The sequence below is a fragment of the Bradyrhizobium sp. 190 genome (assembly GCF_023073415.1).
GTDB lineage: Bacteria > Pseudomonadota > Alphaproteobacteria > Rhizobiales > Xanthobacteraceae > Bradyrhizobium.
Window position 1 is genome coordinate 838558 of the sequence record NZ_JADPJL010000012.1, and the last position, 26992, is coordinate 865549.

General features: G+C 64.1%; 27 protein-coding genes and 1 pseudogene. 6 read left to right on the plus strand and 22 right to left on the minus strand.

Going from position 1 to position 26992, the window contains the following annotated elements; translation table 11 throughout:
- Nucleotides 1–8: 8 nt before the first annotated feature.
- Genes IVB22_RS13075 through IVB22_RS13085 form a run of 3 tightly spaced genes read right to left on the minus strand, consistent with a single transcriptional unit; the run spans nt 9 to nt 1322 of the window.
- Entirely contained in the window at nt 9–557 is a 549-nt protein-coding gene (locus tag IVB22_RS13075) for a gluconate 2-dehydrogenase subunit 3 family protein (RefSeq protein WP_247517712.1), read from the minus strand.
- 33 nt (nt 558–590) lie between these two features.
- Nucleotides 591–986 (minus strand): VOC family protein, encoded by a 396-nt coding sequence (locus tag IVB22_RS13080; RefSeq protein ID WP_247517713.1) that lies wholly within the window; start codon nt 984–986, stop codon nt 591–593.
- Nucleotides 987–1322 carry a cytochrome c family protein gene (locus IVB22_RS13085; protein WP_374207526.1) on the minus strand — a complete coding sequence of 112 codons (336 nt, stop codon included), beginning with the start codon at nt 1320–1322 and terminating at the stop codon, nt 987–989.
- 460 nt (nt 1323–1782) lie between these two features.
- Here IVB22_RS13085 and IVB22_RS13090 point away from each other — a divergent pair, with 460 nt between their 5' ends.
- The 3 genes from IVB22_RS13090 (at nt 1783) to IVB22_RS13100 (ending at nt 3005) form a co-directional block, all read left to right on the plus strand.
- Nucleotides 1783–2067 (plus strand): hypothetical protein, encoded by a 285-nt coding sequence (locus IVB22_RS13090; RefSeq protein WP_247517715.1) that lies wholly within the window; start codon nt 1783–1785, stop codon nt 2065–2067.
- A gap of 186 nt (nt 2068–2253) precedes the next feature.
- Nucleotides 2254–2478, plus strand: coding sequence for a DUF2892 domain-containing protein (locus IVB22_RS13095; RefSeq protein WP_247517716.1), 225 nt, complete (start codon nt 2254–2256; stop codon nt 2476–2478).
- Nucleotides 2475–3005 carry an RNA polymerase sigma factor gene (locus IVB22_RS13100; protein ID WP_247517717.1) on the plus strand — a complete coding sequence of 177 codons (531 nt, stop codon included), beginning with the start codon at nt 2475–2477 and terminating at the stop codon, nt 3003–3005. The genes IVB22_RS13095 and IVB22_RS13100 overlap by 4 nt, the downstream gene beginning before the upstream one ends.
- A 64-nt stretch (nt 3006–3069) precedes the next feature.
- On the opposite strand, the gene arfB is transcribed toward IVB22_RS13100, so the two are convergent.
- Together arfB and IVB22_RS13110 are read right to left on the minus strand one after the other, a co-directional pair.
- On the minus strand, nt 3070–3489 hold the full coding sequence (arfB, locus tag IVB22_RS13105) for an alternative ribosome rescue aminoacyl-tRNA hydrolase ArfB (RefSeq protein WP_214487842.1): 420 nt from the start codon (nt 3487–3489) through the stop codon (nt 3070–3072).
- A gap of 54 nt (nt 3490–3543) precedes the next feature.
- Nucleotides 3544–4065 (minus strand): MarR family winged helix-turn-helix transcriptional regulator, encoded by a 522-nt coding sequence (locus IVB22_RS13110; RefSeq protein WP_247517718.1) that lies wholly within the window; start codon nt 4063–4065, stop codon nt 3544–3546.
- 140 nt (nt 4066–4205) lie between these two features.
- On the opposite strand from IVB22_RS13110, the gene IVB22_RS13115 reads away from it, so the two are divergent.
- The gene (locus IVB22_RS13115) at nt 4206–5123 is read left to right on the plus strand and encodes an alpha/beta fold hydrolase (RefSeq protein ID WP_247517719.1); all 918 of its coding nucleotides are present in this window, start codon (nt 4206–4208) and stop codon (nt 5121–5123) included.
- Nucleotides 5124–5163: 40 nt separating this feature from the next.
- Nucleotides 5164–6378, plus strand: coding sequence for an ABC transporter substrate-binding protein (locus IVB22_RS13120; protein ID WP_247517720.1), 1215 nt, complete (start codon nt 5164–5166; stop codon nt 6376–6378).
- 14 nt (nt 6379–6392) lie between these two features.
- On the opposite strand, the gene IVB22_RS13125 is transcribed toward IVB22_RS13120, so the two are convergent.
- The 7 genes and pseudogenes from IVB22_RS13125 to IVB22_RS13155 form a co-directional block, all read right to left on the minus strand.
- Nucleotides 6393–7763: a M16 family metallopeptidase gene (locus tag IVB22_RS13125; protein ID WP_374207508.1), complete on the minus strand. Its 1371-nt coding sequence runs from the start codon at nt 7761–7763 to the stop codon at nt 6393–6395.
- Nucleotides 7760–9151 (minus strand): M16 family metallopeptidase, encoded by a 1392-nt coding sequence (locus tag IVB22_RS13130; RefSeq protein WP_374207509.1) that lies wholly within the window; start codon nt 9149–9151, stop codon nt 7760–7762. Before IVB22_RS13130 ends, IVB22_RS13125 begins: the two co-directional genes overlap by 4 nt.
- 178 nt (nt 9152–9329) lie before the next feature.
- Nucleotides 9330–10043, minus strand: a complete 714-nt coding sequence (locus tag IVB22_RS13135; RefSeq protein WP_247517722.1) for a hypothetical protein — start codon at nt 10041–10043, stop codon at nt 9330–9332.
- An 81-nt stretch (nt 10044–10124) separates the two neighbouring features.
- Nucleotides 10125–10622 (minus strand): signal peptidase II, encoded by a 498-nt coding sequence (gene lspA, locus IVB22_RS13140; RefSeq protein WP_247517723.1) that lies wholly within the window; start codon nt 10620–10622, stop codon nt 10125–10127.
- Nucleotides 10623–11186: 564 nt separating this feature from the next.
- Nucleotides 11187–14171 (minus strand): annotated as a pseudogene (gene ileS, locus IVB22_RS13145) (isoleucine--tRNA ligase); the annotation flags it as partial.
- Between the two features lie 193 nt (nt 14172–14364).
- On the minus strand, nt 14365–14919 hold the full coding sequence (locus IVB22_RS13150) for a sugar O-acetyltransferase (protein WP_247517724.1): 555 nt from the start codon (nt 14917–14919) through the stop codon (nt 14365–14367).
- Complete coding sequence (locus IVB22_RS13155) at nt 14916–15899, minus strand: bifunctional riboflavin kinase/FAD synthetase (RefSeq protein ID WP_247517725.1); 984 nt, start codon at nt 15897–15899, stop codon at nt 14916–14918. Before IVB22_RS13155 ends, IVB22_RS13150 begins: the two co-directional genes overlap by 4 nt.
- 231 nt (nt 15900–16130) lie before the next feature.
- Between IVB22_RS13155 and IVB22_RS13160 the strand changes: the two genes are divergently transcribed.
- Nucleotides 16131–16526 carry a response regulator gene (locus IVB22_RS13160; RefSeq protein WP_057835874.1) on the plus strand — a complete coding sequence of 132 codons (396 nt, stop codon included), beginning with the start codon at nt 16131–16133 and terminating at the stop codon, nt 16524–16526.
- A gap of 167 nt (nt 16527–16693) precedes the next feature.
- Here the strand turns inward: IVB22_RS13160 and IVB22_RS13165 are convergent, their stop codons facing one another.
- The 10 genes from IVB22_RS13165 to uvrC form a co-directional block, all read right to left on the minus strand.
- On the minus strand, nt 16694–17548 hold the full coding sequence (locus IVB22_RS13165) for a TIGR01459 family HAD-type hydrolase (protein WP_247517726.1): 855 nt from the start codon (nt 17546–17548) through the stop codon (nt 16694–16696).
- A gap of 15 nt (nt 17549–17563) precedes the next feature.
- Entirely contained in the window at nt 17564–19030 is a 1467-nt protein-coding gene (locus tag IVB22_RS13170; protein ID WP_247517727.1) for an EAL domain-containing protein, read from the minus strand.
- Between the two features lie 282 nt (nt 19031–19312).
- Complete coding sequence (locus IVB22_RS13175; RefSeq protein WP_247517728.1) at nt 19313–20392, minus strand: YihY/virulence factor BrkB family protein; 1080 nt, start codon at nt 20390–20392, stop codon at nt 19313–19315.
- A complete protein-coding gene (locus IVB22_RS13180) occupies nt 20392–20976 on the minus strand; it encodes a phage holin family protein (RefSeq protein ID WP_247517729.1) in 585 nt (194 codons plus the stop codon). The genes IVB22_RS13175 and IVB22_RS13180 overlap by 1 nt, the downstream gene beginning before the upstream one ends.
- Nucleotides 20977–21060: 84 nt before the next feature.
- Nucleotides 21061–22407, minus strand: a complete 1347-nt coding sequence (locus IVB22_RS13185; RefSeq protein ID WP_247517730.1) for an aspartate aminotransferase family protein — start codon at nt 22405–22407, stop codon at nt 21061–21063.
- A gap of 109 nt (nt 22408–22516) precedes the next feature.
- Entirely contained in the window at nt 22517–23482 is a 966-nt protein-coding gene (prmB, locus tag IVB22_RS13190; RefSeq protein ID WP_247517731.1) for a 50S ribosomal protein L3 N(5)-glutamine methyltransferase, read from the minus strand.
- A complete protein-coding gene (locus IVB22_RS13195) occupies nt 23482–23949 on the minus strand; it encodes a molybdenum cofactor biosynthesis protein MoaE (protein ID WP_247517732.1) in 468 nt (155 codons plus the stop codon). Before IVB22_RS13195 ends, prmB begins: the two co-directional genes overlap by 1 nt.
- Nucleotides 23950–23957: 8 nt before the next feature.
- Nucleotides 23958–24209: a molybdopterin converting factor subunit 1 gene (gene moaD, locus IVB22_RS13200; RefSeq protein ID WP_247517733.1), complete on the minus strand. Its 252-nt coding sequence runs from the start codon at nt 24207–24209 to the stop codon at nt 23958–23960.
- Nucleotides 24206–24820: a CDP-diacylglycerol--glycerol-3-phosphate 3-phosphatidyltransferase gene (gene pgsA / locus IVB22_RS13205; RefSeq protein ID WP_247517734.1), complete on the minus strand. Its 615-nt coding sequence runs from the start codon at nt 24818–24820 to the stop codon at nt 24206–24208. Before pgsA ends, moaD begins: the two co-directional genes overlap by 4 nt.
- Nucleotides 24821–24921: 101 nt before the next feature.
- Nucleotides 24922–26988: an excinuclease ABC subunit UvrC gene (gene uvrC, locus IVB22_RS13210; RefSeq protein WP_247517735.1), complete on the minus strand. Its 2067-nt coding sequence runs from the start codon at nt 26986–26988 to the stop codon at nt 24922–24924.
- Nucleotides 26989–26992 lie beyond the last annotated feature (4 nt).

The window sequence follows — 26992 nt, forward strand, 5'->3', positions numbered from 1 at the left end:
GTGGCGCTTTAAGCCTTCGGGAGCCAGTCGATGTCGGCGAAGCCGCGCTTGATGTAGCCGCCGTGCTCGGCGGAGGAGCCCTCGTAGCCGAACTTCGGCCAGAGCTCTTTCTGATTGTAGAGGGAGACGACGAGGTCACCGCGAACCTTCTGGAAGAAGGCGGTCGGCTCGATGCGCTGCAACAGCGCCACGCGGTCGGTTTCCCACTGTACTTGCGCATAGGGAACCTTGTGGCGATCGTTGGCATCCTGATCCAGGCGCGCGACGCCGTCATTGATCAGCGCCTTGGTGGCCGGATCTTTCGCCGCCTTGCCGTCCCACGGTTTGATGGCGGCGATGTAGTAGCTGTCGCCCAGGAAGTCGTGCGGATAGATGTCGCGCGCGACCTTCACCAGCGTCTTCAGCGTCGCCGGCGTCAACGTGGTGGCGTCGTCGGCCCAGGCGTCGCTGACAGTAAGGCCCGCGCTGGTCGCGATCGCGACGGCCGGCACCGCCGTGGCCGCGCCCTTCAGGAAGACGCGACGGTCATATTTGCTTCGACGATCGACTTCTCTCATTTGTGTCCTCCATTAAATGCTTGTTGATTGCGATTAACCGAAGCGGCCACCTCGTTGAATCACTTCGATCTTGTAGCCATCGGGATCGGCGACGAAGAAGAAGCGCGCGAGTGTCCTGCCGTCATGCTTGAAGTCGCGCAGCGGCCCGGGCGACAGTCTCTCGCGTTCGAACCTCGAATGTTCGGCGTCGACATCGTCGACGACGACGGCAAGATGGCCGTAGCCGTCGCCCAGCGAGTAGGGCTCCTTGCGATCGAAATTGACGGTCAGTTCGACTTCGAACGGCGAGGACGGATGACGCAGATAGATCAACGCGAAATCCGCAAACTTGAGATGGTCGGCTACCTCGAGCCCGAAGGCACGTGCGTAGAAGTCCAGCGATTTCGCCTCGTCGAACACGCGGATCATCGAGTGAACGGGCTTTGCCATTCAGTTCAGCTCCTTCAGATAGGCGATGATGGCGGTGCGGGTCTCCGCTCTGGGCTGGCGGTAGGCCATGTTGGAGCCCGGGACCATCGCCTGCGGATTGGCGAGATAGGCATCAAGCTTGGCGTCGTCCCAGACGAAGTTGGCCTCGGCGAAGCCGGCGGAATAGCGAAAGCCGTCCGCCTTGCCCGCCGGCTTGCCGACGATCTTGAACAGCGACGGCCCCTGGCGGGTCGGGTCAGACAGGTTGGTGGTATGGCAAGTCGCGCATTGCTGCTTGAACAGCGCCGTCCCATCCGGTGGCTTGGCGGCCGGCAGCGGCATCTGTGCGCCGGCCATCGTCACGACAAGCAGCGCGGCGCAAAATCCCGGCCCGGTTGCCCCTATCGTGCGCAGCTTCGTCATGTGCTTCACCGTTGGCGTGCGAAGACTGTAGGTCGCGGAAAATAGGCGGTGGTAGTAGCGGGCTGTTTCACGACAGAACAAAAGCGGCTGGGCTCCAGGCGGGACGGGCCGCTGACCGGCCGCGAACTGACTGGCGTGGTCGGGGGACATGCGGGTCAAAATATTTTTTACGGAACTTTTCGGGTGCTGCCGAAGCGCCGCACATGCGGTTCGCATGTGGCCAAGGATTCGCAAAATGACCCTGAAATCCCTGCACGATCACCACATCGCGCGGCTTGCATGGCGGGCGCGCCGTTCGCGGATAACGACTGATCCGGCGATGGGCATGTTCGGGTTGTGAACGGTGTCTGACGAAGCCGAACTGTTCGTCGTCAACAAAAACCTGGAGAATTGGATGAAGCTAGTGAAAACCTCGGCGATCGCGGTTGCAATCTCGGCCCTGCTTGCCGGTCCGGTACTGGCGCAAGGCGCCTCATCCGACACGCAGATCCGCGGCGGTGCAAAGGGCACCACCCAGATGCAGGGGGGCGCGTCGGGCGGCATCGACGAGGACACCACCGGCCAAAAGGCCGGCGCGAAGACCGGCATGAAGGGCACGGTCGGAGCCGGCAGCGGCGCGCCTCACGGAGCTGCCAAGACCACGGGCGGGGCGGCTACCCCTCCAGCAACCAGCCGATAAGCGCCAGGAGAACACCCGTCTCCTCCGCCGGGTTGCTCTCCAAACTCCGGTCGCCATGGGCGGCCGGAGTTTTTTTATGCAGTTTTTTTTGCCTTGGCCCAAACTCCGCGAACCGAAAGGCCGGCTGGATGGCTCTATGGGATGAGAACGCGGTGAAGTTCTCTCGCTGAATCAAAGGGAGCTGTTATGTTTTATCGCAAGAATTTGCCGGGCTGGGAGCGGGCGATGCGGACGATCGGGGGCGTTGTGATGATCGCTTATGGGCTTTTCGGCATGCCCGGGCTGCTTAGCATGCCCGGCACGATGGCCGGCTATCTGATCGCAGGCACCGGCACGGTCGCGATTCTGACCGGCTTCTTCGGCTTTTGCCCGATGTGCGCCATGGTCGGCCGAAGGCTTCCTTCGCCATGACCGCGCTGGCGAGACGCTGCGATCCCTTGCTGATCGAGGCCGCACGGGGCGGCGACGCCAATGCGCTGGTGTCGCTGATCGCGGCGGCCCAGCCGGACATCCGCCGCTATGCCGCGCGCAATTGCCGGGCGGCTGACATCGACGATGCGGTTCAGGAAACGCTGTTGCTGCTGTACCGGCGGGTCGGAACGCTGCGCGCGGTGACGTCGTTCTCGGCGTGGCTGTTTGCGGTGGCCCGCCGCGCCTGCCTCCGCCTGCTGCATCGTTCGGCTGGAATGGCGGATACTTCGGCTGACGATGCGGAAATGCGTCTGGTGCATCTCGCGCCCGAAGACATTCGCATCGATCTTTCCCGCGCCATCCAGTCCTTGCCCGATCATTATCGCGAGGTGATCCTGCTGCGCGATATCGAGGAGCTGTCGATCGACGAGATCACCAAAGTTCTCGCCCTGACGCGCGAAAGCGTCAAGGCGCGCATTCACCGCGCGCGATTGATGATCCGGGAATATCTGATCCGGGACTCATAGCGTTTTTCAGCGAAGTGGATTCCAGTTCGCGTCTAGAAAACGCGTCAAAATATAAATCTGATCCTCAATCGTCGAAGCGCGCGGTGTTGCGCTTCGCCTTGACGTCGCTGCGGCGCTTCTTGCCTTCGAGCCTTCGCTGCTTCGAGCCGAAGGTCGGCTTGGTGGCGCGCCGCGGTATCGGCCTTACCATGGCTTCGCGCAGCATTTCGAGCAGGCGGTCGATGGCGTCGGCGCGGTTGCGTTCCTGGGTGCGGAAGCGTTGGGCATGGATCACGATCACGCCATCCTTGGTCATGCGCTGGCCGGCAATCCGGTTCAGCCGCAGGGCTGCGTCCTCCGGCAGCGTGATCTTCCGCGTGTCGAAACGGAGCTGGGCTGCGGTAGCGAGCTTGTTGACGTTCTGCCCGCCCGGGCCGGAGGCGCGGACGAAGCCGATCTCGATGTCGTTTTCGTCAATCGTGAGGTCGCGGGAAACCCGCAGCATGGCGTTCACCGGGAAGGGAGAATCGGCAGCACCATAGCGGTTTTGCGTGGGACGTCACAGTTCGTCGAGGGCCGCCCAGTGCGGTACATGGTCTGCAAGCTTGTCCAGGAGGCGTTCGAACTCCTTGCGCTCGGTTCGCGTCAGGCAGGCCAGCATCGCCTGCTCTCGCTCGCGGAGCGCCGGAATGTATTTCGCGTAAAGCGCCCGGCCGGCGGGCGTCATGAACAATTGCTGCCGACGATTGTCGGTACTGTCGGTATCGCGGCGCAACAGCTTCTTCTTCTCCAGCGCAATGATCCCGCGGCTGATATTGGCCTTGAGGTGACCCGAGAACTCGCAGATGTCGCTCGCGGTTACGCCCTCGCGGAAATTCAGGAAAATCAGGGTGACGATCTCCGGCCGCGTGAGGCCAAGCTCCATCTCGATCTTCCGAAACGACGGCTCCCGGTAGAAGTTCAGCACATAGCCCATCTTGTAGGCGATCTTGATCTCGGTGCCGCCGCGTACGGCTGCGATCCCGTTCGCCTCCCGTTCCTGCGCCATTCGCGCGGACGCGCCGTTCTTGGATAGTCTCATTTGTGACTTTAATGGTCTCATATGTGACTTTCTAATTGCTTTTCCGGTTGGGGTCATCTTAAATCGCGGCCGATCCACAGGGACGGCCGACGCCGGCCATGGACGATCGGGTAGATAGAGTGCGGGCTCGGCGGAAGATCATGGACGCGTTGGATAGACAGGAATCCCGATGCTTCTACTCGGGTACGAAAACGCATCCGATCTATGTCGATCATGTGCGGTCGCCTCGCCGGGCGCCGGGCAAGCTTCCGATCGTGGCGGTGCACGGCGCGGCCCACACAGGCAGCTGCTATCTGGCAACGCCTGATCTGAGGGCCGGATGGGCCGTACGCTTCGCGGCCGCGGGCCGGGACGTGTTCGTGCCGGACTGGCCGGGCCATGGCCGCTCGCCGCAGCGGCCGGACTTCCCGCGGCTTGGAACGGCTGATGTCGCCACGTCGCTGCTCGCGCTGCTCGAGGAGATCGGCCCGGCCGTGCTCGTCGTACATTCCGCTGGTGGCCCCATGGCCTGGTGGATGACGGAGCGGCGGCCCGATCTTGTCAGCGCGGTTGTCGGTATCGCACCCGGCCCGCCGGGCAATCTGCTGAAGGATCTGCCCGAGGATCCGGCCGCCATCCTCGCGCTGCAAGACGATGCAAGCGCCGGCCGCCCGGTCTATGCGGCGGAGGACAGGCCGGTATGGCTGAGCGCCGATTTTGCAGCCGCCTCCTGGGCTAACGCGCCGCGTTTCCCAGGCGGCGCATTCGAACGCTATTATTCTTCGATCGCGCCGGAGAGCCCCCGCATCCTGAATGAACGTTTCAACATCGGCGGTCGCGGGCTCAAGATCGGCGATCCGAAGAACCTGCGCGGCAAGCCTATCCTGATCATGACAGGGGAGTGCGATCCGCGCCATCCGCGCGAGGTCGACGAGAGCACCGCCGCCTATCTCGGCGCCGAATTCGTCTGGCTGCCGGACCGCGGTATCAACGGCAACGGCCACATGATGATGATCGAAGACAACAGCGATGATCTCGCCGCAATCATCCTTGCCTGGCTCGATGCGGTCAGGTGCTGACGCCATCGCGCGATGCGCACGCAATTGGAGGAAACAAGCAATGAGATGGAATGTCCTCGGCAGTGTGCTTCTCGCCCTGATACTTCCGGTCGCAGCTCAGGCCCAGATCAGTGGCGATGTCGTCAGGGTCGGCGTCCTGACCGACATGGCGGGCGTTACCGCCGACATCACCGGCAAGGGGTCACTGGTCGCCGCCGAGATGGCCGTGCGGGAGATCGATGGCAAGGTCCTCGGCAAGCCGGTGGAGGTCATCTCGGCGGATCACCAGCACAAGGCAGATATCGGCACGGCGATCGCCCGACGCTGGTTCGATGTCGAAGGTGTCGATACGATCGTGGACGTGCCGAATTCGGGTGTCGCGCTCGCGATCCAGGGCCTTGCGCGCGAGAAGAAGCGGATCGTTCTCTATTCCGGCGCCGGTGCGACCGCATTGACCAATGAGCAGTGCTCGCCATACGGCTTCCACTGGACCTATGACACCTATGCGGTGTCGCACGGGACCGCCTCCGCGGTCGTCAAGAACGGGGGCGCGTCCTGGTTCTTTCTGGCTTCGGACTACGCATTCGGGCATCAGCTCCAGAACGATGCGACCGGGGTGATCACCGCGGCCGGCGGCAAGGTGCTGGGCGCCGCGCGCCATCCGCTCAACACATCGGACTTCTCGTCATTCCTGCTAAGCGCGCAAGCCTCGGGCGCAAAGGTCGTTGGCCTCGCCAATGCTGGCAACGACACCGTCACCGCGATGCGGCAAGCGGGCGAGTTCGGGCTCGTGCAGGGCGGGCAAAGTCTCGCTGCACTGATCCTGTTTCTCCAGGACGTGCACGCGCTCGGGCTCAAGGATGCGCAAGGCACATACCTGACGACGTCATCCTACTGGGACATGAATGATGCGACGCGCGCATGGTCGAAGCAGTTCATGACCAGGACCGGCATGATGCCTTCGATGCTGCATGCCGGCGTCTACGGAGCGGTGCGCCACTATCTCAAGGCCGTCGCCCGCGCCGGCACCGACGATGCCGAACAGGTCGCGGCCGCGATGCGGACCATTCCGATTGAGGACGTTTTCTCCGAAAACGCTGTTATCCGCGAGGACGGCCGCATCACGCGCACAATGTATCTCGTCCGGGTGAAGAAGCCTTCCGACTCGAAGTATCCCTGGGACTACTTCGAGGTCCTCCGCAGCATCCCTCCCGAGGAGACCGTGTGGCCTCTCTCAGCGAGCAAATGTCCTCTTGTCGGGAGCGCGAAGCGTTAACCCTCGTCCGCGCTCTAGTTCGCCTTTGGCGGCGCCGCGGCGGGCTGGGCGGCGGCCTGCGGGGCGCGGCCGACGATGACGGTGAGCAGGCCCTGGCCCCACAGCTTCTGCGCGGCCTTTTTGGCATCGTCGAGCGTCACGGCGTCGACGATGGCGTTGCGCTTTTCGATGTAGTCGATCGGTAGCTTGTCGAGCTGGTATTGCAGCAGCGCCTGGGCGAGCTTCGAGGAGGTATCGAGCGCCAGCATCTGCGAGCCCTTGAGGTATGACTTGGCCTCGTCCAGCTCCTTCTGGGTCGGACCTTCCTCGGCAATTCGCTGGATTTCCTTTTCGATGGCGTCGACCGTCTCGCCGGCGCGATCGGCACGGGTGCCGGTGTTGCCGATGAACAAAGCGGAGCGATCCATCCAGAGCAGGGATTCATAGACCGAATAGGCCAGGCCGCGCTTTTCGCGCACTTCCTTGTAGAGCCGCGACGACAATCCGCCGCCGCCGAGGATGTGGTTCACGACATAGGCGGCCATGAAATTCGGATCGTGGCGGCGAATGCCGGGGCCGCCGAACGTCACGACGGTCTGCGGCACGTCGAGCGGCACGAATGCGCGCTGCGGCGGTTTGGTGGCCTCGACCTCGGGCACCGGCGTCAGGCTGGCCTTGGCCGGCAATCCGCCGAACGTCTTGTCCAGGAGCTTGCCGAGCGTGTCGGCATCGACATCGCCGACCACGGCGATCCGAAGCGTATCCTTGGCGATCACGCGGCGGACGTAGTCCTTCATATCGGCGATGTCGATCTTCGGCACGCTGTCGAGTGTGCCGTTGCCCTGCCGGCCATAGGGATGGTCGCCGAAGGCGACCTCGAGGAATTTGCGGCTCGCCAGCGAGGTCGGGTTGGTGGTGTCGCGGCGCAATCCGGAGAGCACCTGTGCGCGAATGCGCTCGACATCGCTGGTGTCGAAACGCGGCGAGGTCAGCGCCAGATGCAGCAGGCCGAAAGCCTCGTCCTTGTTATCCTTGAGCATGCGCAGCGAGCCGCGGAAGTAATCGCGGGTTGACGAGAAGCTCAACTCGATGGCGCGACGCTCGAGGCGCTCGTGAAACGTTTTCGAATCGAGTTCGCCGGAACCCTCGTCGAGCAGGCCGGCGACCAAATTGCCGACGCCGGATTTGCCTGATGGGTCCTGGCCGGCGCCACCGCTGAAGGCATATTCCATCGCAATCAGCGGCACGGTGGCGTCCTGCACGAACCAGGCCTCGATGCCTCCGGGCGAGACCAGCCGCTGGATCTTTGCTGCGGCATGCGACGGCGTTGCCGCCAGCAACACCAGCACAGCGCAGGCGATCAGGCCGGATGCGAGGCGCTGCGCGCCAATCGAAAAACGGATCACGAGCGCTTCTCCTCGCGTTTGGTCGTCGTATCCTTGATGAGATAGCCGGTCACCGAGCGGTTCTTGTCGAGCCATTTCTGCGCGGCGTCACGGACCTGTTCGGTGGTGACGGCGCGAATCCGGTCCGGCCAGCTCCTGATATCGTCGATCGAAAGCCCGGTCGTCAGTGCGCCGCCATACCAGCGCGCCAGCGTGGCCTGATTGTCCTGGGCGTAGATCGCCTCCGCAATCAACTGATTCTTGACCCGCTCGAGATCCTCGGCGCGGGCGGGATTCTGGATGACGTCCGCAATCACGCCGTCGATCGCCTGCTCGATCTGCGAAAACTCCACGCCGGGCTTTGGCGAAACCGAGATCGAGAACTGCGAGGGATCGAGCGAAGTGCCCTGGTATCCGGCGCCGGCGCTGATCGCGAGCGGACGGTCGATCACCAGCGCGCGGTAGAGATAGGAATTGGAGCCGCCGCCCATCAGTTGCGCGAGCACGTCGAGCGCGGGGCCTTCGCCCGCCGCAGCCGTCGCGGAGGAGGGGACGAGATAATAGCGCCGCAGGCTGGTCTGTTCGACGCGCGGATCGGACAGCGTCACCGTGCGCGGCGCGGCGGGCACCGGCTCCTGCGGACGGATGCGATGCGCTGATATCGCCGGCTGGGCGGGAATACCGCCATAGGCCTTTTCCACCATCGGGCGGACTTCCTTGGCGTCGACGTCGCCCGCGATCACCAGGATCGCGTTGTTCGGCGCGTAGAAGCGCTTGTAGAACGCCAGCGCATCCTCGCGGTCGAGCTTCTCGATCTCCTGGCGCCAGCCGATGATCGGGCGGCCATAGGGATGGTTGAGATACAGCGCCGCCATGATCTGTTCGGTCAGCCGCGCGTCCGGATTGTTGGCGACGCGCATGTTGAACTCTTCCAGCACGACGTCGCGCTCGGGCAGCACGTTCTCATCCTTGAGGATGAGCCCGGTCATGCGGTCGGCCTCGAACTCCATCATTTTCGCCAGCTGCTCGCGCGGCACGCGCTGGAAATAGCCGGTGTAGTCGAGCGAGGTGAAGGCGTTTTCGTTGCCGCCGATCCGCAGCACGGTCTGGGAAAATTCACCGGCGGGATGTTTGGCCGTCCCCTTGAACATCAGATGTTCGAGGAAGTGCGCCAGTCCCGATTTGCCCGGTGTCTCGTCGGCGGAGCCGACCTTGTACCAGATCATCTGCGTGACGACGGGCGTGCGGTGATCCGGGATCACCACCACCTGCAGGCCGTTGTCGAGGGTGAAGCTGGCGGGACGTTCCGACGTAACCGTGGTCTGGGCGAATGCGCTGCCGGCAGAGAAAGCGAACGTCGAGATGAAGGCTGCAACGAGAGAGGCGGCAAAACGGTGTGAAGGCATCATGACCTATCTGGCGCTTGTTCCGCAAAACGGGTTACCGGTCCTGCGGCGGGAATTCGCGCAAATGTTAGAAGTAACCCGACAAGATCGTTCGGGATCAAGCCGCGGCATCGTACACCGCGCCGGTAACCGGCCATCGTCACGAAGGCGAGAGATCAGCTTAACTATTCGCCATGCTTAACTAATCGCCATACTTGCCCTTGGACGGGTTGTATTCCTTGTTGAGCGATTCCTTCGGTCCGGTGCCGTAGGCAAAGTTCGACGACGGCGTCTGGTAGCCGGGCGGAGGCTGGGTCAGCGAATCCCGCGTCGGCTCGCCCTTGAATGGGGCCGTCTCGGTCTTGCTGCCGCCGAACAGGCCGCTGAAGCCACCGCTGTAGCCGAGCTGCGACGGGCTCAGGATCGGATTGTTGTTCGAGGTGCCGGGCTGCACCGGGTCGTTGTCTTTGCGCGAGGGTGCCGCGGTCTTGCCCACCGCGAGTTCGGCCGGCGTCAGGATGCGGGCCGCTTCGCGCGGGTCCTTGTTCTCTTTCTTGCGCGCCGCGATGGCTGCCTTGCGGCGCTGCTCGTCGGGATCCTTTGGCCAGTTCGGCGCCTTCGCGTCAGCCGCGGTCGCGGCCGGCGGCGGCAAATCGAGCTTGGGGGGAACCACCAAGGGCGAACGCTCGCGGTACTCGATGCCGCGGTTTTCCATGTTGGTGCCGCCGATGCCGCGCATGATGCCTTCGATGATCTTTTCCTCGAAGGTCTTGTCGTCTTCGTCCTCGTCGTCAGCCGCGCGCACGGGTCCGGCGGCCATCACGAGGCCTATGCCGAGGGCAATGGCGGCAAACCGCAGGGCCCGGCTCAGCGAGCTGGTCTGCAGCATCCAGAAGCGGGCTTCGGTCTCGCGCATCGCGCTGTTCCCATTCATAATTTCTGCAACACGCGTGGGCCGGCTTGAGGGGCGCATGGCTCCATGCCGTATCGGCCGGGATCAGGGCGCTTTTGCGGCGGGTACCCCCAGGAACGAGTCATACAATAGGCCCGCTACCCCGGCAACAATGGCCACATCTGCCAGGTTGAACACGTACCAATTGAAGGTTTTTCCCCCGATCTCGAAGTGGAACAGGGCGAAATCCACCACCGCGCCGTGCAGGAAGCGGTCGATACCGTTACCAACAGCGCCGCCGATGATCAGGCCGAGCGCCAGCGTCGCCAGGAGGGTGCTGGAGCGCGCCATCCAGATTCCCAGCACGATCACGGCGATCGCCTTGATCGCCATCAGGGCTACCTGGGCGAGCTGGTTGTCGGTCTGGAACCAGCCAAAGCTGATCCCGACATTCCAGGCCAGCACCAAGTCGAAGAACGGCGTGACCCTGACCGCACCGCGATGGGCGAGGTCGAACACGTAGAGCAGCCAGAGTTTCGAGGCCTGGTCGATCACCAGCGTGACGATCGCGGCAATGACGCCGGCGCGGAGGTGAGGGGTCACGGAGCGCTCCTTGCCGGACACTTATCTGGCCTTCGCTTTCTTCTTTTTTGCCTTGGTCGCTGGCGGCTTTCTTGCCGCCTTCTTGGTCGTTTTTTCCTTGCTTGCCTTCCTGGCCGCCGTCTTTGTAGCCGCCTTCTTGGCCCCCTTCGTTGCCGAAGCTTTCTTGGATTTGGCAGCCGTCTTGGCCTTGGCTTTCTTGGCTACGGCTTTCTTTGCCGTGGCTTTCTTGGCGGTGGCCTTCTTAGCGGTGGCCTTCTTAGTCTTGGCCTTTTTGGCATTGGGCTTCTTGGCTTCGGCCTCAACGGCCTTCTCGGCTTCAACAGCCCTCTTGGCCGCTGCGACCTTCCTGGCTTTGACCGGTCTCTCGGTTTCCTCAGCCTCCGTGCCTTCCGAAGTCTTCTTGGCCCGGACCTTCTTGTCGAGCTTGGCAGCCGTCACGTTTCCCGAACCGGCTTGCTCGGGCGTTTCTTCTGATTGCTGCGCTTGTTCGACGTATTGTGTCTCGATCAACCCGACGGGCTCGGTGGGCGCTTCGACGGCATCGACCGGCTTCTCGCCTTCGGTAAGCGCCTTCCACTCGCGCAAGGCCTGCGCGTCGCGCGGGGAGACGTCGGGATACTCGGCGTCTTCACCGACGGTCGGCAGGATCTTCCACGACCGCGCGCATTTGGTGCCCACGGCCTTCTCGACCACGACGGCGACACCGGGCACATCGGGGAGGGTGAACGCGCCGGCCGGCGCGTCGTCGTTGGTCGCCATCGCGTTCGAGGTGATGCAGACCTCGGCGAGGTCGACGTCGAACAGTGTGTTGAAAATGTTCGTGTCCGACACATAGACCAAAGGCGAAGCCTCCAGCGAGGAGCCGATGTTCTTGGCGGCGCGTTCGAGCTCCAGTGCGCCGGTGACGACACGGCGGACGTCGCGGATGGTTTCCCACTTGGCGGCGAGCGCATCGTCGCGGAATTGGTCAAAGCCTTCCGGGAACAGCGTCAGATGCACCGACGGCTCGGCGTCCGGCCTGTACATCCGCCACGCCTCTTCGCAGGTGAAGCTGAGCACCGGCGCCAGCCAGCGCAGGATCGCATCGCAGATGGTGTCGATCGCGGTCAGCGCCGCCTTGCGCGTGACCGACGACGGCGGATCGCAATAGAGCGCGTCCTTGCGGATATCAAAATAGAATGCGGACAATTCGGTGTTCATGAACGCCGCAAGCGTCGCGACCACCGTCTTGTAGTCGAACTCGGCATAGGCCTGGCGCACGATGGAGGCGCGTTTCGCCAGCTCGTGCAGCATCAAGCGTTCCAGCTCGGGCATGTCGGCATGCGCGACTGCATCGGCAGGATCGAAATGATGCAGCGTGCCGAGCATCCAGCGGATCGAGTTGCGCAGCTTGCGGTAGGTCTCGATAGTGTTCTTGAGGATCTCCGGCCCGATGCGCTGGTCGTCGGCATAGTCGGTGGCGCAGACCCAGAGGCGGAGGATGTCCGCGCCCGAATCCTTCATCACCTTCTGCGGCTCGACGGTGTTGCCGAGCGATTTCGACATCTTGCGGCCGTTCTCGTCCAGCGTGAAGCCGTGGGTGAGCACCACGTCATACGGCGCGCGGCCGCGGGTGCCGGCGCTTTCCAGGAGCGAGGAATGAAACCAGCCGCGATGCTGGTCGCTGCCTTCGAGATACATCACGGTATCCTCGCCGCCATCGATCTTGCGGACGATGTTGCCAAGGCCCGGAAAATTCTGGCGGTCCTCCAGCACGAAGGCGTGCGTCGAGCCGGAATCGAACCAGACGTCGCAGATGTCGTCGACTTTCTTCCATTCCTCAGCCGCGCGTGCCCCGAGAAAGCGTTCGCGCGCGCCGTCCATGTACCAGGCGTCGGCGCCTTCCTCCATGAAGGCTTCGACGATGCGCTGATTGACGAATTCGTCCTGCAGGATCTCGGCGGAGCCGTCGCCCTTCTCGCGCACGAACACGGCGATCGGCACGCCCCAGGCGCGCTGGCGCGAGATCACCCAGTCGGGGCGTCCGTCGATCATGCCGTTGATGCGGTTCTGTCCTGCCGGCGGCACCCATTGCGTCACCGAGATTGCATGCAGCGCGCGGGCGCGCAGCGTGTCGCCGGGCTTCGCCTTGCCGTCAACGGCGATGTCCTTGTCCATCGCAATGAACCATTGCGGCGTGTTGCGGAAGATCACCGGCTTCTTCGAGCGCCAGGAATGCGGGTATTGATGCTTGAGCCGGCCGCGCGCCAGAAGCCTGCCGGCCTCGACCAGCGCCTTGATCACGGCATCGTTGGCGTCGCCCTTCTCGCCCTTGTCGTTGATCACGCGTTTTCCCGTGAAGCCGGGGGCGTGATCGGTGTAGGCGCCGTTTTCGTCGACAGTATAGGGGATGGCTGTGTTGATGCCGCGAGCATCCAGCTCGCGCGCGTTTGCCATCCAGGCGTCGAAGTCCTCGCGGCCGTGGCCCGGTGCGGTATGCACGAACCCGGTACCGGTGTCGTCGGTGACGTGGTCGCCGGGCAATAGCGGCACCGTGAATTCGTATCCGCCGCTGAAGCCTCTCAACGGATGGGCGCATTCGACCGCGTCGAGCGTGTCGCCCGGCAGGTCGCGCACCTTCTCATAGGCGGTAACGCGCGCCTGTTTGAACACTTCTCCGGCGAGCGCATCGGCGAGGATCAGGAGATCGCCGGTCTTCGCCCAATTGTCTGATGGCGCATCGGTGACCTTGAAGAGGCCATAGGCGATCTTCGGCGAGAACGAGATGGCGCGGTTGCCGGGCAGCGTCCACGGCGTCGTGGTCCAGATCACCACGGATGCCTCGGCCAGCGCGCCATGCGCCGGCGAGGTGACCGGAAATTTCACCCACACCATGTCCGAGGTGTAATCCTCGTATTCGACCTCGGCTTCGGCCAGCGCGGTCTTCTCGACCACGCTCCACATCACCGGCTTGGAGCCGCGATAGAGCGTGCCGTTGGCCGCGAACTTCATCAGCTCGCGCGCGATCTGCGCTTCGGCCGGATAGCTCATGGTGGCGTAGGGATGATCCCAGTCGCCGATGATGCCGAGCCGCTTGAACTCCTCGCGCTGCACGTTCAGCCAGTGCGTCGCATAGGCGCGACATTCTTTTCGGAACGCCACCATCGCGGTGGAGTCGCGGAAGTCAGGCTTCGGCTTGCCCTTGGAGCGGTAGTTCTCTTCCTCGATCTTCCATTCGATCGGCAGGCCGTGACAGTCCCAGCCCGGCACGTAGTTGGAATCGAAGCCCAGCATCTGCTGGCTCCTGGTCACCACGTCCTTGAGGATCTTGTTCAGGGCGTGGCCGATATGGATGTTGCCGTTAGCGTAGGGCGGGCCGTCATGCAGCACGAATTTGGCGCGGCCGCGGGCCTCTTCGCGCAGCTTTCCGTAGAGGTCGATCTCGTTCCAGTATTTGAGGATTTCCGGCTCGCGCTGCGGCAGGCCGGCGCGCATCGGGAATTCCGTCTGCGGCAGGAACAGGGTCTTGGAATAGTCGGTGACGTCGGACTTTTGCGGATTTTGGGACATGAATGCTCTGGTTTGGCTCGCAGACGGCGCTGAAAAGCGGATATTGCGGGTGAAGCACGGAAATCCCGGTCTTGCGCCGAGCCAAAGCTCAGGCGGAAGCCGGGCCGCTAATGCTGATGGTGCGCCGCGCAAACATGGGGGCTTTCCATAGCAGCCAACCGGGAAATCGCAAAGCCCCGGGGCGGCCGTCCCGTTAGGCCCGACGCGGTCGGGCCGGGTTTCCGGCGACTATCTGATTGGCGGCAACATCCCGCGTGACCACGCTGCCGGCGCCGATCACTGCGCCGTCGCCGATGGTGACCCCAGGCAGGATGATGGCGCCGCCGCCGATCCAGACGTCGCTACCGATTCGCACGGGGCGGCCGAATTCGAGGCCGGTCCGCCGTGTCTCGGCGTCGCGCGGGTGGTCGGCTGCATAGATTTGCGTCGCGGGCCCGATCTGGGTTCGGTCGCCGATGACAACTTCGACCACGTCGAGGATGACGCAGTTGAAGTTGAGAAACACCTCGTCACCGAGCCGGATGTTATAGCCGTAATCGCAAAAGAACGGCGGGCGGATCACGGCGCCGGTGCCGACACGGCCGAAATGGGCCGACAGCAGCGCGTGGCGCTCAGCCACGGGCGCTGCGAGCGCCGCATTGTAGCGTGCAAGCCAGGCCTTGTTCGCGACGGCATCCGCCTGCAGTTCGGGATCGCCGGGGCGATAGAGTTCGCCGGCCAGCATTTTTTCTTTTTCTGTCTTGTTCAACCAATCGCTCCGAGCCTGGGAAAGGCGTCCGGCGCCGCGGCCAGTGCCGCGCGCGCCCTGGCGCTGTCGTCATCCATCTGGCGTATCAACGCTTCGATGGTGTCGAATTTCAGCTCGTCACGGATGAAACCGATGAAGGCGACGTCGAGGACAGTGCCATAGAGGTCGCCCTTGAAATCGAACAGGAACACTTCGAGCAGCGGCGCGCCATTGTCGAAGGTCGGGCGGCGGCCGAAACTTGCCACCGCGTCAAAGCGCACTTGGTCATTTCCCTGGCCGCGGCCGACCCGTACCGCATAGATGCCGTGCTTGAGGCTGCAATTCTTGTCGAGGCGGATATTGGCGGTGGGGTAGCCAAGATCGCGGCCGCGCTTCTCGCCATGGATCACCTCGCCGCTCACGAACCACGGCCCGCCCAGCATGGCGGTGGCTTCGTCGATCTGGCCCTCCGCCAGCGCCATGCGGATCGCGCTGGAGGACACCGGCCGCTCCTCGATATCGACATGGGCCTGGACGTCGACCTCGATGCCGAGCCGCGGCCCTTCGCTGACCAGCAGGCTCGGCGAGCCGACGCGGCCCTTGCCGAAATGAAAATCGTAGCCGACCGCAATGCCGCTGACGCCGAGGCGCGCGATCAGGTCATGGTGAATGAAATCTTGCGCCGAGGTTCCGGCGCGGGTCTTGTCGAAGGTCATCACGACCGCACCGTCCAGGCCCGTCCCGGCCAGCAGCCGCAGCTTGCTGGCCTCGTCGGAGAGACGAAATTGCGGGCTGTTCGGGCTGAAAAAGGTGCGGGGATGCGGCTCGAAGGTGAGGGCGAAAGCCGGCTTGCCGTGGGCGCGGCCCATCCGGAGCGCCGCGTCGATCACGGCCCGGTGCCCCAGATGGACGCCGTCGAAATTGCCCATGGCGACCACGGCCCCGCGGGGGATCTTGGCGGCAGGGGTGGTGTCTCGGATAACGGTAAAACCAGTTGTCATTTCAGGGATTCTGCACGGATTCTTCAGGGATTCTGGGTCTCGGTGAGCGCGGCCGGACCGTGACGCGGTGGCCCCGTCGAAGTCAAGCGGGGCGGGTCGGATCAAAACGGATGCAATCCGGCGCCGCCCGGTTAACTGGCTGTTTAACGCCTGATGCTAGTGCTGGGGGGAGGACTGCGGGTCGCGCAGGCCTGCCGATAATTTGTGGCGTAAGCATTGAGTGGGGGAAAGATGGCGGTTGATTTGTCCATGCCGGTTCTGGTGGTTGATGACTACAGCACCATGATCCGCATCATCCGAAATCTTTTGAAGCAGCTCGGCTTCGACAATATCGACGATGCCAGCGACGGCTCGGCGGCGCTGAACAAGATGCGCGGCAAGAAATACGGGCTCGTGATCTCCGACTGGAACATGGAGCCGATGACCGGCTACGACCTGCTCAAGGAAGTCCGTGCCGATCCCAATCTGGCCACCACGCCCTTCATCATGATCACGGCGGAATCCAAGACCGAGAACGTGATCGCCGCCAAGAAGGCCGGCGTGAACAATTACATCGTCAAGCCGTTCAACGCGGCGACGCTGAAGACCAAGATCGAGGCGGTCTTCCCGGATATGGCGACGGCGTAAGGTTTCGTGTCCCGGACGCGGTGCAGCGCCACTTTGGCGATGCGCCGCAGAGCCGGGACCTATTGCTCCCGCACGATGGACCCCGGCTCAGCAGCGCACCACCATAGCGCGTCGAAGACGCGCGTGAACGCGCTTATGGTGCTGCGCTGCGTCCGGGGAACGAGCAGCTACCACCGCAGCTCCCGCATCAGCGCGCGGGGTGGATGGCCGAACAGCTCTTTCACCGAGGCCGGGTCGAGCTGGTCGATGCCCTCGAATTCCTCGGAATGGATGCCGCGGGTGAGGAAAAGACAATCGATTCCGAAACCGAGCGCGCCGGTGAGATCGGTCCGCACCGAATCTCCGATCGCCAGCACACGGTCGAGCGAGGTCGGCTGGCCGCGGCGTTCGGCGGCAAGCGCCATGGCGCGTTCATAGATCGGCCGGTGCGGCTTGCCGTAGAAGATCGCCTCGCCGCCGAGTTCGCGATAGAGCTCGGCGATGGCGCCCGCGCAATAGATCAGCCGGTCGCCGCGTTCGACGACGATGTCGGGGTTGGCGCAAATCAGCGGCAGCTTGTGCTCGCGCGCCTGCAGCATCATGGCGCGATAGTCTTCCGCCGATTCGGTCTCGTCGTCGAACAGGCCGGTGCAGATGATGTAGTCGGCCTGCTCCAGCGGCACCATCACGGCATCCAGCCCGCGGTGGATCGAAGAATCCCGCTCCGGACCGATCCAGAAGATCTTCTTGCCGGGATGGTCGGCGACGAAATTCCGGGTCAGGTCGCCGGAACTGACGATGGCGTCGTAGGTTTCGTCGGCGACGCCGAGCTTGCGCAACTGGCGCTGCACGGAATCGGCCGGCCGCGGCGCGTTGGTGATCAGGATGACGGTGCCGCCGCGCTGGCGATAGGTGTGCAGTGCCTCGCAGGCTTCGGGAAACGACTCGAGCCCGTTATGCACCACGCCCCAGATGTCGGAGAGGATGACTTCCACGCCGTCCACGAGGTCGCTCAGCCGCTCCACGAAACGCAATGAGGTCATGAGTTCGGAAGCCTGTTAGCCCGGTCCCGCGGCACGGCGCGCCAATGCGGCGTTGCCGGTCGCCCGCATCGGGGCCTCTGCGGCCGGGCCGGCGATGGGAATGCTGCTGGAGCCATTGGGAGTGCCGGATTCCTTGTTCGCTGTCGCCCCGCCGGTAGCAGATGCCCCCTCGGGCCGCAACGGCCGCGGCGGCGCAAACAGGAAGCCCTGTCCAAACCGCACGTCATAGTCGAGCAGGTCCACCACTGCGCGCTCGCCCTCGATCTTTTCGGCGATCAGGTCGATGCCGAAGCGGCCAAGCAGGTCGGAAAGGTCGGAAGGGTGGATGTCCGAGGTCGAGCTCTGCTTGGGATCGAGCAACAATGCCGCCGGCACCTTGATGAAACGGACGCCGCGGTCGGCGAGGTCGCGCGGCTCGATCCGCAAGTCGGTGACGTGATCGATCGAGAAGCGGTAACCGCGCTGCGACAGGGCGGCGAGATTCTCGATTTCGGTCGGGCCGAGGTGGCGGAACGCCGCCTGCTTGAATTCGAGCACGAAGGACGGCGCCAGCGCCCGATTGGCCTCGAGGAAGTCGAGGCATTGCGCGAAATTGACGGGATTGCCGAGCGTCGCTGCCGAGACGTTGCAGAACACGCCGACGTCCTTGTTGCGAACCATCAGGCGGCGCAACACCTGGATACAGCGCAGCATCACCATGTGATCGATCTTGCCGATCAGCCCGCCAGCTTCGGCGGTGGCGATGAAATCGTCGGCGGCGAGTATCTGATCCTTGTCGTCGCGCAGCCGCGTCACCGCCTCGTAGAAGCGCACCTTGCGCTGCGGCAGCGTCACCATCGGCTGCAGGTAGATATCGAGCCGGCTTTCCTCGACCGCATTTTTCACCGCGGCAAGCAGTTGCGGCTGGCTGCGCGAGGCCGAAGCGGCTTCCGCGGCAACCGCTGAAGGTGCCGGCTTCGCCGCTGCAACCGGCGCCGGCCTGACGGTAGGCGCCGCTTGTTCCGGAGCGATCGCCGGCTGTTCCGGCGGTTCGGAATGCGGCCGGTCCGACGGCGCGGGGGGCGCGGCCGCCGCGCCCGAGGCCAGCAGATCCTCATGGCTCGCCACCGAGATGGCCAGTTGCTTGACCAGGCCGCCGAGTTCGTTGATCTCGCCGAGGACAGCCTGGATGCGGTCGGAGCTTGCAGAGCTCGCCGACACCACGCGTCCCTCGACCGCGGCGAGCCGGCGGCCGAATTCGGCGACCTGGCGGGCGAGGTCGGCGGTGCCCCGGGAAAGATCGGCGATCTGGCCGCCGACGTCGGAGCGGTCGCGCAGCCGCATCGACACGGCGTTGTAGAGGATCAGGAAGGTCAGCGCGGTGAGCGCCACGATCGCGGATTCGGTGCCGCTGAAGCCGGCCACCGCATGCAGGACGAGGCCGAGGGAGGCTGCAACCAGCACCATGCAGATGGCGATGAAAATCGTCGAAATGCGAATCATGTCGCGCGCTACGCCCTCAGGTCCGAACTGTATTCACCCGGGAAAATACGGAAGTTTCAGCCATGGTCCGCCTTGCGCTCCCCGAGCGGCGCAACCTTAGCATCAATGTTGATTCGCAGAGCTAGTGTTCTTTGGGCACGGCCGGAACTGGAAATGCGGCGCCGGTCATTCGCGTGTCCCGGCCCTTATGCGCAATTGCGCATCAGGAGCCGGGACCCATGCCGAGGATCAGGACTGAGGGGAGATGAGCCCCGGCTCAAGGCCGGGGCACGAGAGCAATGGCTACGCTGTGGCGCGCGACGGCTGTCCTGGCAATTGGGAGCGTGCGCCGTCGGCCGCGGTCTGGCGCTCGATCTCCGAGTTCAGCTCCGCTCCGAACAGCACGATCGTTGCCGATATCCACATCCACATCATCAGGCCGATCGCGGCGCCAAGCGAGCCGTAGGTTGCGTTGTAGTTGCCGAAATTCGAGAGGTACCAGGACAGCGCGGCCGAGCCGGCGATCCAGAGCAGCGCCGCAGCCAGCGTCCCCGCGCCCAGCCACTCCCACCGCGCCGCGCGTCGGCTGGGTCCAAATCGGTAGAGCAGGCTCAGCGCCACCAGCAGAACCACCAATAGCAACGGCCAACGCGCCAGGCCGAAGATAAACCCGCTCTCGGGCGGCAGGCCGAGATGATTGAACATTAGCGGAAACGCCACGACCGCGCCGACCATCAGCAGCAGGGCCACGATCCCGCCGGTCGTGAAGGCGAGCGAAAGCAGGTTTAGTTTCAGGAAGTTGCGCGTTTCCCGCACCTCGTAGACGACGTTGAGCGCGTCGATGATCGCCTTGACACCGGCGTTGGCGCTCCACAGAGCAAGGGCGAGGCCAAACAGAAACGTCCCGCCGAGCGCGGCGTTGCCCTTTTCGAGCACGCGGGCAATCTGGTCCTCCACGATCTGGAACGAACCTTCGGGTAGCATCATCGCCAGCGTTTGCAGATTGGCGCCGACGGTTCTGGGGTCGGCGAACAGGCCGTAGGACGAGACCAGCGCCGTCACCGCCGGAAATATCGCGAGCAGTCCGAAGAACACCACGCCGGCGGCGGTGGCGAGCAAACGGTCATCATTGGTGCGTTCGTAAATGCGCCACAGGATGTGTTTCCAGACCGCCCAGGGAATTGCGATCCAATTGATCATAGCCGCTCGGGCGGCGGGTTCCTGAGCCTGTTCGCGCGCGGGCGAGGCGGGTTGCGCGATCAATTTTCCGGAAGAACCGGCTTTTGCTCTGGGTTGAAAAAAACGCTGCGCGGTCAGAACGAGAATGGCGGTCGCCGCGATCAAGCGCAGATTGTTGTCGGGGCCGGATCGCGCGCGGGGCATCAGACGTCCGTTCGTCGCGCTTGCCACCGACGTCGCGTTGCCGCCAAGCCCAGCAAGGTCGCCATCAGGATCAGGCCGGCCTTCATATTTCTGTTGTCGCGCCCCGTCCGGGATCGCCGTCTGCGACGGGCGCCGGCCGGAGGCGCCGAAGGCGCCAACAGAACCGACGCGGCGGTGTCCCGTGCGGCTTCGAGTTGGTCCGGCTGGAGCGGATTGGCCTTGATCGCCACGCGAAGGCGGCTGGTGAGCGAGGGAAAATGCGGCGATGGTTTTTTGAGTTTGGCCGCGGCTAGCCCGGCGCAGATCGCGGCGATCGCGAGCAGCAACGCGCCGATGGCGCCGAACGCCCAGAACTGCCCGTAATGGATTTCGATCCAGCGAAACAGCGCCGTGGCGCCGACGAGGCAGGCGGCGATGAGGAAGACGCCGGCTGCGCCGAGCAACCCGGCGGCGACGGCATAGGACGTGATGGTCCCGCTCGCCTGGTTTGTCCGGTCGCGCAGATACGATCGCGTCGCCAGCTTGATCTGGTTGAGCTTCAGGCCGATCCCGGCGCGCAGCAGGTCGCTCGAAGGCGCGAGCATCTCTGCAATACCTCCACCGGCGGTGACATGATCGTTTCCGCCGGTGAATGAACGCGGGGTCTTTTCGAATGTTCCTATCGCGGCTCAAGCCGTCGCGCGGATCACCTTGGCGACCTTTTCGATGATCTCGCCGATCTGGTCTTCGGTCATGATCAAGGGCGGGGTCAGCACCAGCGTGTCGCCGGCAACCCGCAGCATCAAATCATTGTCGTGGAAGGCGCTGTTGAGCCCGGCGAAGCCGCGCTTGCCCGGCGCGTCGGCGATCGACGCGAGGTCGATGCCGGCGGTCAGGCCGACGGTGCGGATATCCACGACGCCAGGCTCGTTCCGCAGCGACATCACAGCTTCGGCGAATTTCGGCTCCAGTTTATTCGCGCGCTCGAACAGCTTTTCGTCGCGGTAGATGTCGAGCGTGGCGAGACCCGCCGCGCAGGCCAGCGGATGGGCCGAGTAGGTGTAGCCATGGGCCAGTTCGGTCACATGTTCCGGGCCGCTCATGAAGGCGTCATGGATGGTGTCGCGCACCAGCACGCCGCCCATCGGCGCCGCGCCATTGGTGACGCCCTTGGCGAAGGTCAGCATGTCAGGCACCACGCCGTAGCGTTCGGCGGCGAAGGCAAAGCCGAGCCGGCCAAATCCGGTGATGACCTCGTCGAAGATCAGGAGAATGCCGTGCTTCTGGGTGATCTCGCGCAGCCGCTTGAGATAGCCCTTCGGCGCCGGCAGCACGCCGGTCGATCCCGCCATCGGCTCGACGATCACGGCCGCGACGGTGTTGGCGCCGTGCAGGTTGACGACGCGTTCGAGCTCGTCGGCAAAATGCGCGCCATATTCAGGCTCGCCCGTGCTGAAGGCCTGCTTCTCGCGGTCATAGGTCGCCGGCAGATGGTCGACGCCCGTCAGCAGCGAGCCAAACATTTTTCGGTTGCCGACGATGCCTCCGACGGAGGTGCCGCCAAAACCGACGCCGTGATAGCCGCGCTCACGGCCGATCAGGCGGATGCGGCTGCCCTGGCCGTTGATCTGGTGATAGGCGAGCGCGATCTTGAGCGCGGTATCGGCCGCTTCCGAGCCGGAATTGCAGAAGAACACATGGTCGAGCCCGGCGGGCGCCAGTTCCGCAATGCGGCTCGCAAGTTCGAAGGCCTGCGGGATGCCGAACTGGAACGGCGGCGCGTAGTCCAGTGCCTCGGCCTGCTTGGCGATCGCCGACGAAATCTGGGTGCGGCCGTGACCGGCATTGGTGCACCACATGCCCGAGGCGCCGTCGAGGATCTTGCGGCCGTCGACGGTGAAGTAGTGCATGTCCTTGGCGCCGGCGAGCAGCCGCGGGTTCTTCTTGAACGCCCGATTCGCGGTGAACGGCATCCAGTGCGCGGCGAGGTCGTTCGGAACCGCGACGGGCGTGGCACGGGGGCTCTTGTCCAGCATGGGCGGCCTCTTTTCTTTCTGTTTGGCGGTGGGCTGACGCCAAACTATCAGTTTCGCCGCGGAACTGGAACGCCAGCACGCCGTGATATTTCCGCGCAAATATGCCGGATCAAAGATCGGCGGCGGCGATCCAGAACACTTCGCCCTCGGAATCCTCGGTATCGAGCCAGAGCAGCGGCAGTTGCGGATAGGCGGCCTCGAGTTGCGGACGGCAGCGGCCGATCTCGCATAACAGCCCGCCCTGCGGCGTCAGGTGCGCTTCTGCTTCGTCCATGATGCGGCGGACAATGTCGATCCCGTCCGCGCCGCCGTCGAAGGCGAGTTTCGGCTCGGCGCGGCATTCGCGCGGCAGATCGGCCATACCCTGCGCGTCCACATAGGGCGGATTGGAAATGATGAGATCGTAACGTTTGCCGCCCAGCGGCTTGAACAGATCGCCGCGGTACAGCGTGAGCCTGTTCTCCAGCCCGTAATCCCGGACATTGCGCGCGGCGACTTCGAGCGCATCCTTTGAAATATCTACCGCGTCAATTTCGGCGTTCGGAAAATTCCGGCTGGCCAGAATGGCAAGGCAGCCCGAGCCGGTGCAGAGGTCGAGCACGCTTTCGACCGCGTCTGCGTCCGAGATCAGCGAGCCGGCCTCCTCATCGCCGTCGCCGCCGAAATGCTGCTCCAGCAATTCGCCGATGAACGAGCGCGGCACGATGGTGCGCTCGTCGACATAGAACGGCAGGCCGCGCATGTAGATCTTGTTGACGAGATAGGCTGTGGGTTTTCGCGTCGTGACGCGGCGCGCGATCAGATCGAGGATCTTTCGGCCTTCGGCGGCGGTGACGCGCGCGGTAGCGAACGCCTCGAACCGGTCGGGGTGCAGATGCAACGCCTCGCAGACCAGGAAGGCCGCCTCGGCAACCGGATCGGTGGTGCCATGCGCAAATACCAGCCCGGCCTCGGTGAAGCGGCTGACGGCGTAGCGGACGAAATCGAGCAGCGTCAGCAATTCGCCTGCACTGACCTTGGGGAATTTCGATGGGCCAGCGCCGCGCTTCGCCGCCGATTTTGCGCGTTTGGCCATCAGGGCTTGGTCCAGCGCGCAGCGGCTGCATCATCATGGTCGCGCGCCTCGACCCAACTGGTGCCCTTTTCGCTTTCCTCGCGCTTCCAGAACGGCGCGTTGGTCTTCAGGTAATCCATCAGGAATTCCGCCGCTTCGAAGGCTGCCTGGCGATGCGGCGACGCCGCCGCCACCAGCACGATGTTCTCGCCCGGCGCGATGCGGCCGAACCGGTGAATGATAGTGAGGCCCTGCAACGGCCAGCGCGACAGCGCCTCGTCGGCATGGCGCCCGATCTCGGCCTCTGCCATGCCGGGATAATGCTCGAGCGTCAGCGCGGCGATCGGCTCGCCATTCTCGCTGCCGCGGCAGATGCCGCTGAACGTGACGACTGCACCCACATCGGTGCGGCCTTTGCTCAGCGCCGCGATTTCCTGCGCGACGTCGAAATCCGCTTCCTGGATGCGAATGGTCGCCGTGACAGACATGGATGAGCTCAACCGCCGGTCATCGGCGGGAAGAATGCAATCTCGCGCGCGCCAGCGATCACAGCGTCCGGCTTGACATGGGCCTGGTCAATCGCAGCGCGGATCACCTTCGGCTTTTCGAAGGCGTAGGCATAAGCCTCACCCCGGCTGGACAGCCAGCCGATCAGATCGTTCACCGTGCGTACATCGGCCGGCGGCTCGACGGTTTCCTCTGCCACGCCGACCCGTTCGCGTACCCAGGCGAAGTATTTCACCCTCATCCCTCATCCTCCTTGATGAGGTGATGGATGCCGGCACGGAAATAGTCCCAGCCGGTGTAGATCGTGAAGATCGCCGACATCCACAGCAGCACGATTCCGATCAGGGTGGTCGCGGGCAGCAGCTGCTCGCCCGCTTCGCCGGCGATCAGGAAGCCGATCGCGACCAGCTGGATCGTGGTCTTCCATTTCGCAAGCTTGGTCACGGGCACGCTGACCCGCAGCGCCGCGAGATATTCCCGCAAGCCCGAGACCAGGATCTCGCGGCACAGGATCACGATGGCGGCCCACAATGTCCAGCCGTGGATGCTGCTATCGGCTGCCAGCATCAAGAGACAGGACGCCACCAGCAGCTTGTCGGCGATCGGGTCGAGCATGCGACCAAAGGCGGACTGCTGGTCCCAAATTCGCGCATAGTAGCCATCGAGGTAGTCGGTCACCGCGGCGGCGATAAAGACGGCCAGCGCCACCCAGCGCAGCCACAGCGGGCCGTCCAGGATGGCATGGGCGAAAACGCAGCCGACCACCACCGGAATGGCGGCAATGCGGGCGTAGGTCAGGATATTCGGCAGTGACAGGGTTTTGCCCTGTCCCCTGGTTGTTGCGATGTTCATCCGTCTTACCAATACCGCTGGAGCGTGAAGGTCAACCGTGCGGACCTAGATCATCTGTCGCAGGCGACGCCCAAATGACATGCCTTCGACTCGAAGTCCCCTTAGCCCGGCTGTGCATGAAAAAACTCGAAAATCTTGCGGGCGCTTTCGGCGCTAACGCCCGGAACCTTGCCGAGGTCCGCGATCGAGGCCCGCTCGATCTCCTTCAGCGTTCCGAAGTGATGCAGCAAGGCACGTTTGCGTGACGGGCCGATGCCCGGGATTTCCTGCAGGCCGGCTTCCCTGATGTCTTTTTTCCGCAGTTTGCGGTGCGAACCGATCACGAAGCGATGCGCCTCGTCGCGCAGCCGCTGGATGAAATACAGCACCGGATCGCGCGGTTCGAGCTTGATGGCCTCGCGGTCCGGCATGAACAGGGTTTCGCGCCCGGCATCGCGGTCCGGGCCCTTTGCCACGGCCATCAGCGAGACCTGGGTCAGTCCGAGACCCTCGAAGATCTCCCGGACGGCGTTGAGCTGGCCGCGGCCGCCGTCGATGATGACGAGGTCGGGCCATTGCGGAAACGAATCATCGTCGGCCTTCGCCTTGACGGCGTCGCCCTCCGGCGGCTTCAGGAGCCGCTTGAAGCGCCGTTCCAGCACCTCGCGCATCATCGCGTAGTCGTCGCCGGGCGTCAGTCCCTCGGACTTGATGTTGAACTTGCGGTACTGGTTTTTGATAAAGCCATCCGGCCCCGCTACGATCATCGCGCCGACGGCGTTGGTGCCCTGGATGTGGCTGTTGTCGTAGACCTCGATGCGCTTCGGCACCTGCGGCAGTGCGAGCGTGGCAGCCATCCCTTCCAGCAGCCGGCTCTGCGTCGCCGTATCGGCGAGCTTGCGGCCGAGCGCCTCGCGCGCGTTGGTCAGCGCATGCGTGACCAATTCCTTTTTCTCGCCGCGCTTCGGCACCGAGACTTCGACTTTGTAGCCAGCCTTCACGCAAAGGGCGTCGGCAAGCAGCGCGCTTTCCTCTATCTCATGCGACAGCAGGATGAGTCTCGGCGGCGGCTTGTCGTCGTAGAATTGCGCGAGGAACGAGGCCAGCACTTCTTCCGGTGTGAACGACTTCTCCGCGCGCGGGAAATAAGCGCGGTTGCCCCAGTTCTGGCCGGTGCGGAAGAAGAACACTTCGACGCATGAATAGCCGCCTTCCTGATGGATGGCGAACACGTCGGCTTCTTCCACGGTGCGCGGATTGATGCCCTGCTGCGACTGGATCGCCGACAGCGCGGCGAGGCGGTCGCGGTAGAGCGCCGCGGTCTCGAACTCGAGTTCAATGGACGCCTTCTCCATCTCGGCGGCCAATTGCTGCTTCACCAGATGGCTGCGGCCGGACAGGAAGTCGTTCGCTTCGCGCACCAGTTCGGAATAGCCGGGGAAGTCGATCTCGCGGGTGCATGGGCCCGAGCAGCGGCGTATCTGATAGAGCAGGCAGGGGCGGGTGCGGCTCTCGAAGAAGCCGTCGGTGCAGGAGCGGATCAGGAACGCGCGCTGCAGCGCCGTGATGGTGCGGTTGACGGCGCCGGCGGATGCGAACGGCCCGAAATACCGGCCGGGCCTGCTTTGCGCGCCGCGATGTTTGAGGATCTGTGGCGCCCAATGGTCGCCTGATATCAGGATGTAGGGAAACGACTTGTCGTCGCGCAGTTGCACGTTGAAGCGCGGCCGCAGCTGCTTGATCAGGTTGGCTTCCAGCAGCAGTGCTTCGGTCTCGGTCGTGGTGGAGACGATCTCGACCGTCACGGTCGCGGCGATCATGCGCAGGATGCGCGCCGGCAGCGGTGCGTTGACGCGGGCGTAGGAAGCAAGCCGCTTGCGGACGTTTTTCGCCTTGCCGACGTACAGCACGTCGCTTCCGGCATTGAGCATGCGGTAGACGCCGGGAGAGGTCGGCGCCAGCCGCACCGCGTTTTCGATGGCCGCGTGGCCGACCGCCAGTGGGCCTTCGGCAATCGCCTCGGCAGGTTCCTCGGGGGCTTCCGGCAGGCGAGCCTCGTCGTCCTCCTCCGCGGCAGACGTCGCGGGATCGACGTCGGCGGCGATCAGGTCCTGTGGCGGCAGATCCGGCTGGGAACCCCGCCGCGCCTTGCGCGGGGGCTCCGGATGGTCGGTAGAATCGTGATCCATGGGC

Excerpts from the sequence above, each read along its gene's own strand:
- IVB22_RS13075 (WP_247517712.1), bottom strand. The coding sequence starts at position 557 with ATGAGAGAAGTCGATCGTCGAAGCAAATATGACCGTCGCGTCTTCCTG.
- IVB22_RS13080 (WP_247517713.1), bottom strand. The coding sequence starts at position 986 with ATGGCAAAGCCCGTTCACTCGATGATCCGCGTGTTCGACGAGGCGAAA.
- IVB22_RS13085 (WP_374207526.1), bottom strand. The coding sequence starts at position 1,322 with ATGGCCGGCGCACAGATGCCGCTGCCGGCCGCCAAGCCACCGGATGGG.
- IVB22_RS13090 (WP_247517715.1), top strand. The coding sequence starts at position 1,783 with ATGAAGCTAGTGAAAACCTCGGCGATCGCGGTTGCAATCTCGGCCCTG.
- IVB22_RS13095 (WP_247517716.1), top strand. The coding sequence starts at position 2,254 with ATGTTTTATCGCAAGAATTTGCCGGGCTGGGAGCGGGCGATGCGGACG.
- IVB22_RS13100 (WP_247517717.1), top strand. The coding sequence starts at position 2,475 with ATGACCGCGCTGGCGAGACGCTGCGATCCCTTGCTGATCGAGGCCGCA.
- arfB (WP_214487842.1), bottom strand. The coding sequence starts at position 3,489 with ATGCTGCGGGTTTCCCGCGACCTCACGATTGACGAAAACGACATCGAG.
- IVB22_RS13110 (WP_247517718.1), bottom strand. The coding sequence starts at position 4,065 with ATGAGACTATCCAAGAACGGCGCGTCCGCGCGAATGGCGCAGGAACGG.
- IVB22_RS13115 (WP_247517719.1), top strand. The coding sequence starts at position 4,206 with ATGGACGCGTTGGATAGACAGGAATCCCGATGCTTCTACTCGGGTACG.
- IVB22_RS13120 (WP_247517720.1), top strand. The coding sequence starts at position 5,164 with ATGAGATGGAATGTCCTCGGCAGTGTGCTTCTCGCCCTGATACTTCCG.
- IVB22_RS13130 (WP_374207509.1), bottom strand. The coding sequence starts at position 9,151 with ATGATGCCTTCACACCGTTTTGCCGCCTCTCTCGTTGCAGCCTTCATC.
- IVB22_RS13135 (WP_247517722.1), bottom strand. The coding sequence starts at position 10,043 with ATGCGCGAGACCGAAGCCCGCTTCTGGATGCTGCAGACCAGCTCGCTG.
- IVB22_RS13155 (WP_247517725.1), bottom strand. The coding sequence starts at position 15,899 with ATGACAACTGGTTTTACCGTTATCCGAGACACCACCCCTGCCGCCAAG.
- IVB22_RS13160 (WP_057835874.1), top strand. The coding sequence starts at position 16,131 with ATGGCGGTTGATTTGTCCATGCCGGTTCTGGTGGTTGATGACTACAGC.
- IVB22_RS13165 (WP_247517726.1), bottom strand. The coding sequence starts at position 17,548 with ATGACCTCATTGCGTTTCGTGGAGCGGCTGAGCGACCTCGTGGACGGC.
- IVB22_RS13170 (WP_247517727.1), bottom strand. The coding sequence starts at position 19,030 with ATGATTCGCATTTCGACGATTTTCATCGCCATCTGCATGGTGCTGGTT.
- IVB22_RS13175 (WP_247517728.1), bottom strand. The coding sequence starts at position 20,392 with ATGCCCCGCGCGCGATCCGGCCCCGACAACAATCTGCGCTTGATCGCG.
- IVB22_RS13180 (WP_247517729.1), bottom strand. The coding sequence starts at position 20,976 with ATGCTCGCGCCTTCGAGCGACCTGCTGCGCGCCGGGATCGGCCTGAAG.
- IVB22_RS13185 (WP_247517730.1), bottom strand. The coding sequence starts at position 22,407 with ATGCTGGACAAGAGCCCCCGTGCCACGCCCGTCGCGGTTCCGAACGAC.
- prmB (WP_247517731.1), bottom strand. The coding sequence starts at position 23,482 with ATGGCCAAACGCGCAAAATCGGCGGCGAAGCGCGGCGCTGGCCCATCG.
- IVB22_RS13195 (WP_247517732.1), bottom strand. The coding sequence starts at position 23,949 with ATGTCTGTCACGGCGACCATTCGCATCCAGGAAGCGGATTTCGACGTC.
- moaD (WP_247517733.1), bottom strand. The coding sequence starts at position 24,209 with ATGAGGGTGAAATACTTCGCCTGGGTACGCGAACGGGTCGGCGTGGCA.
- pgsA (WP_247517734.1), bottom strand. The coding sequence starts at position 24,820 with ATGAACATCGCAACAACCAGGGGACAGGGCAAAACCCTGTCACTGCCG.
- uvrC (WP_247517735.1), bottom strand. The coding sequence starts at position 26,988 with ATGGATCACGATTCTACCGACCATCCGGAGCCCCCGCGCAAGGCGCGG.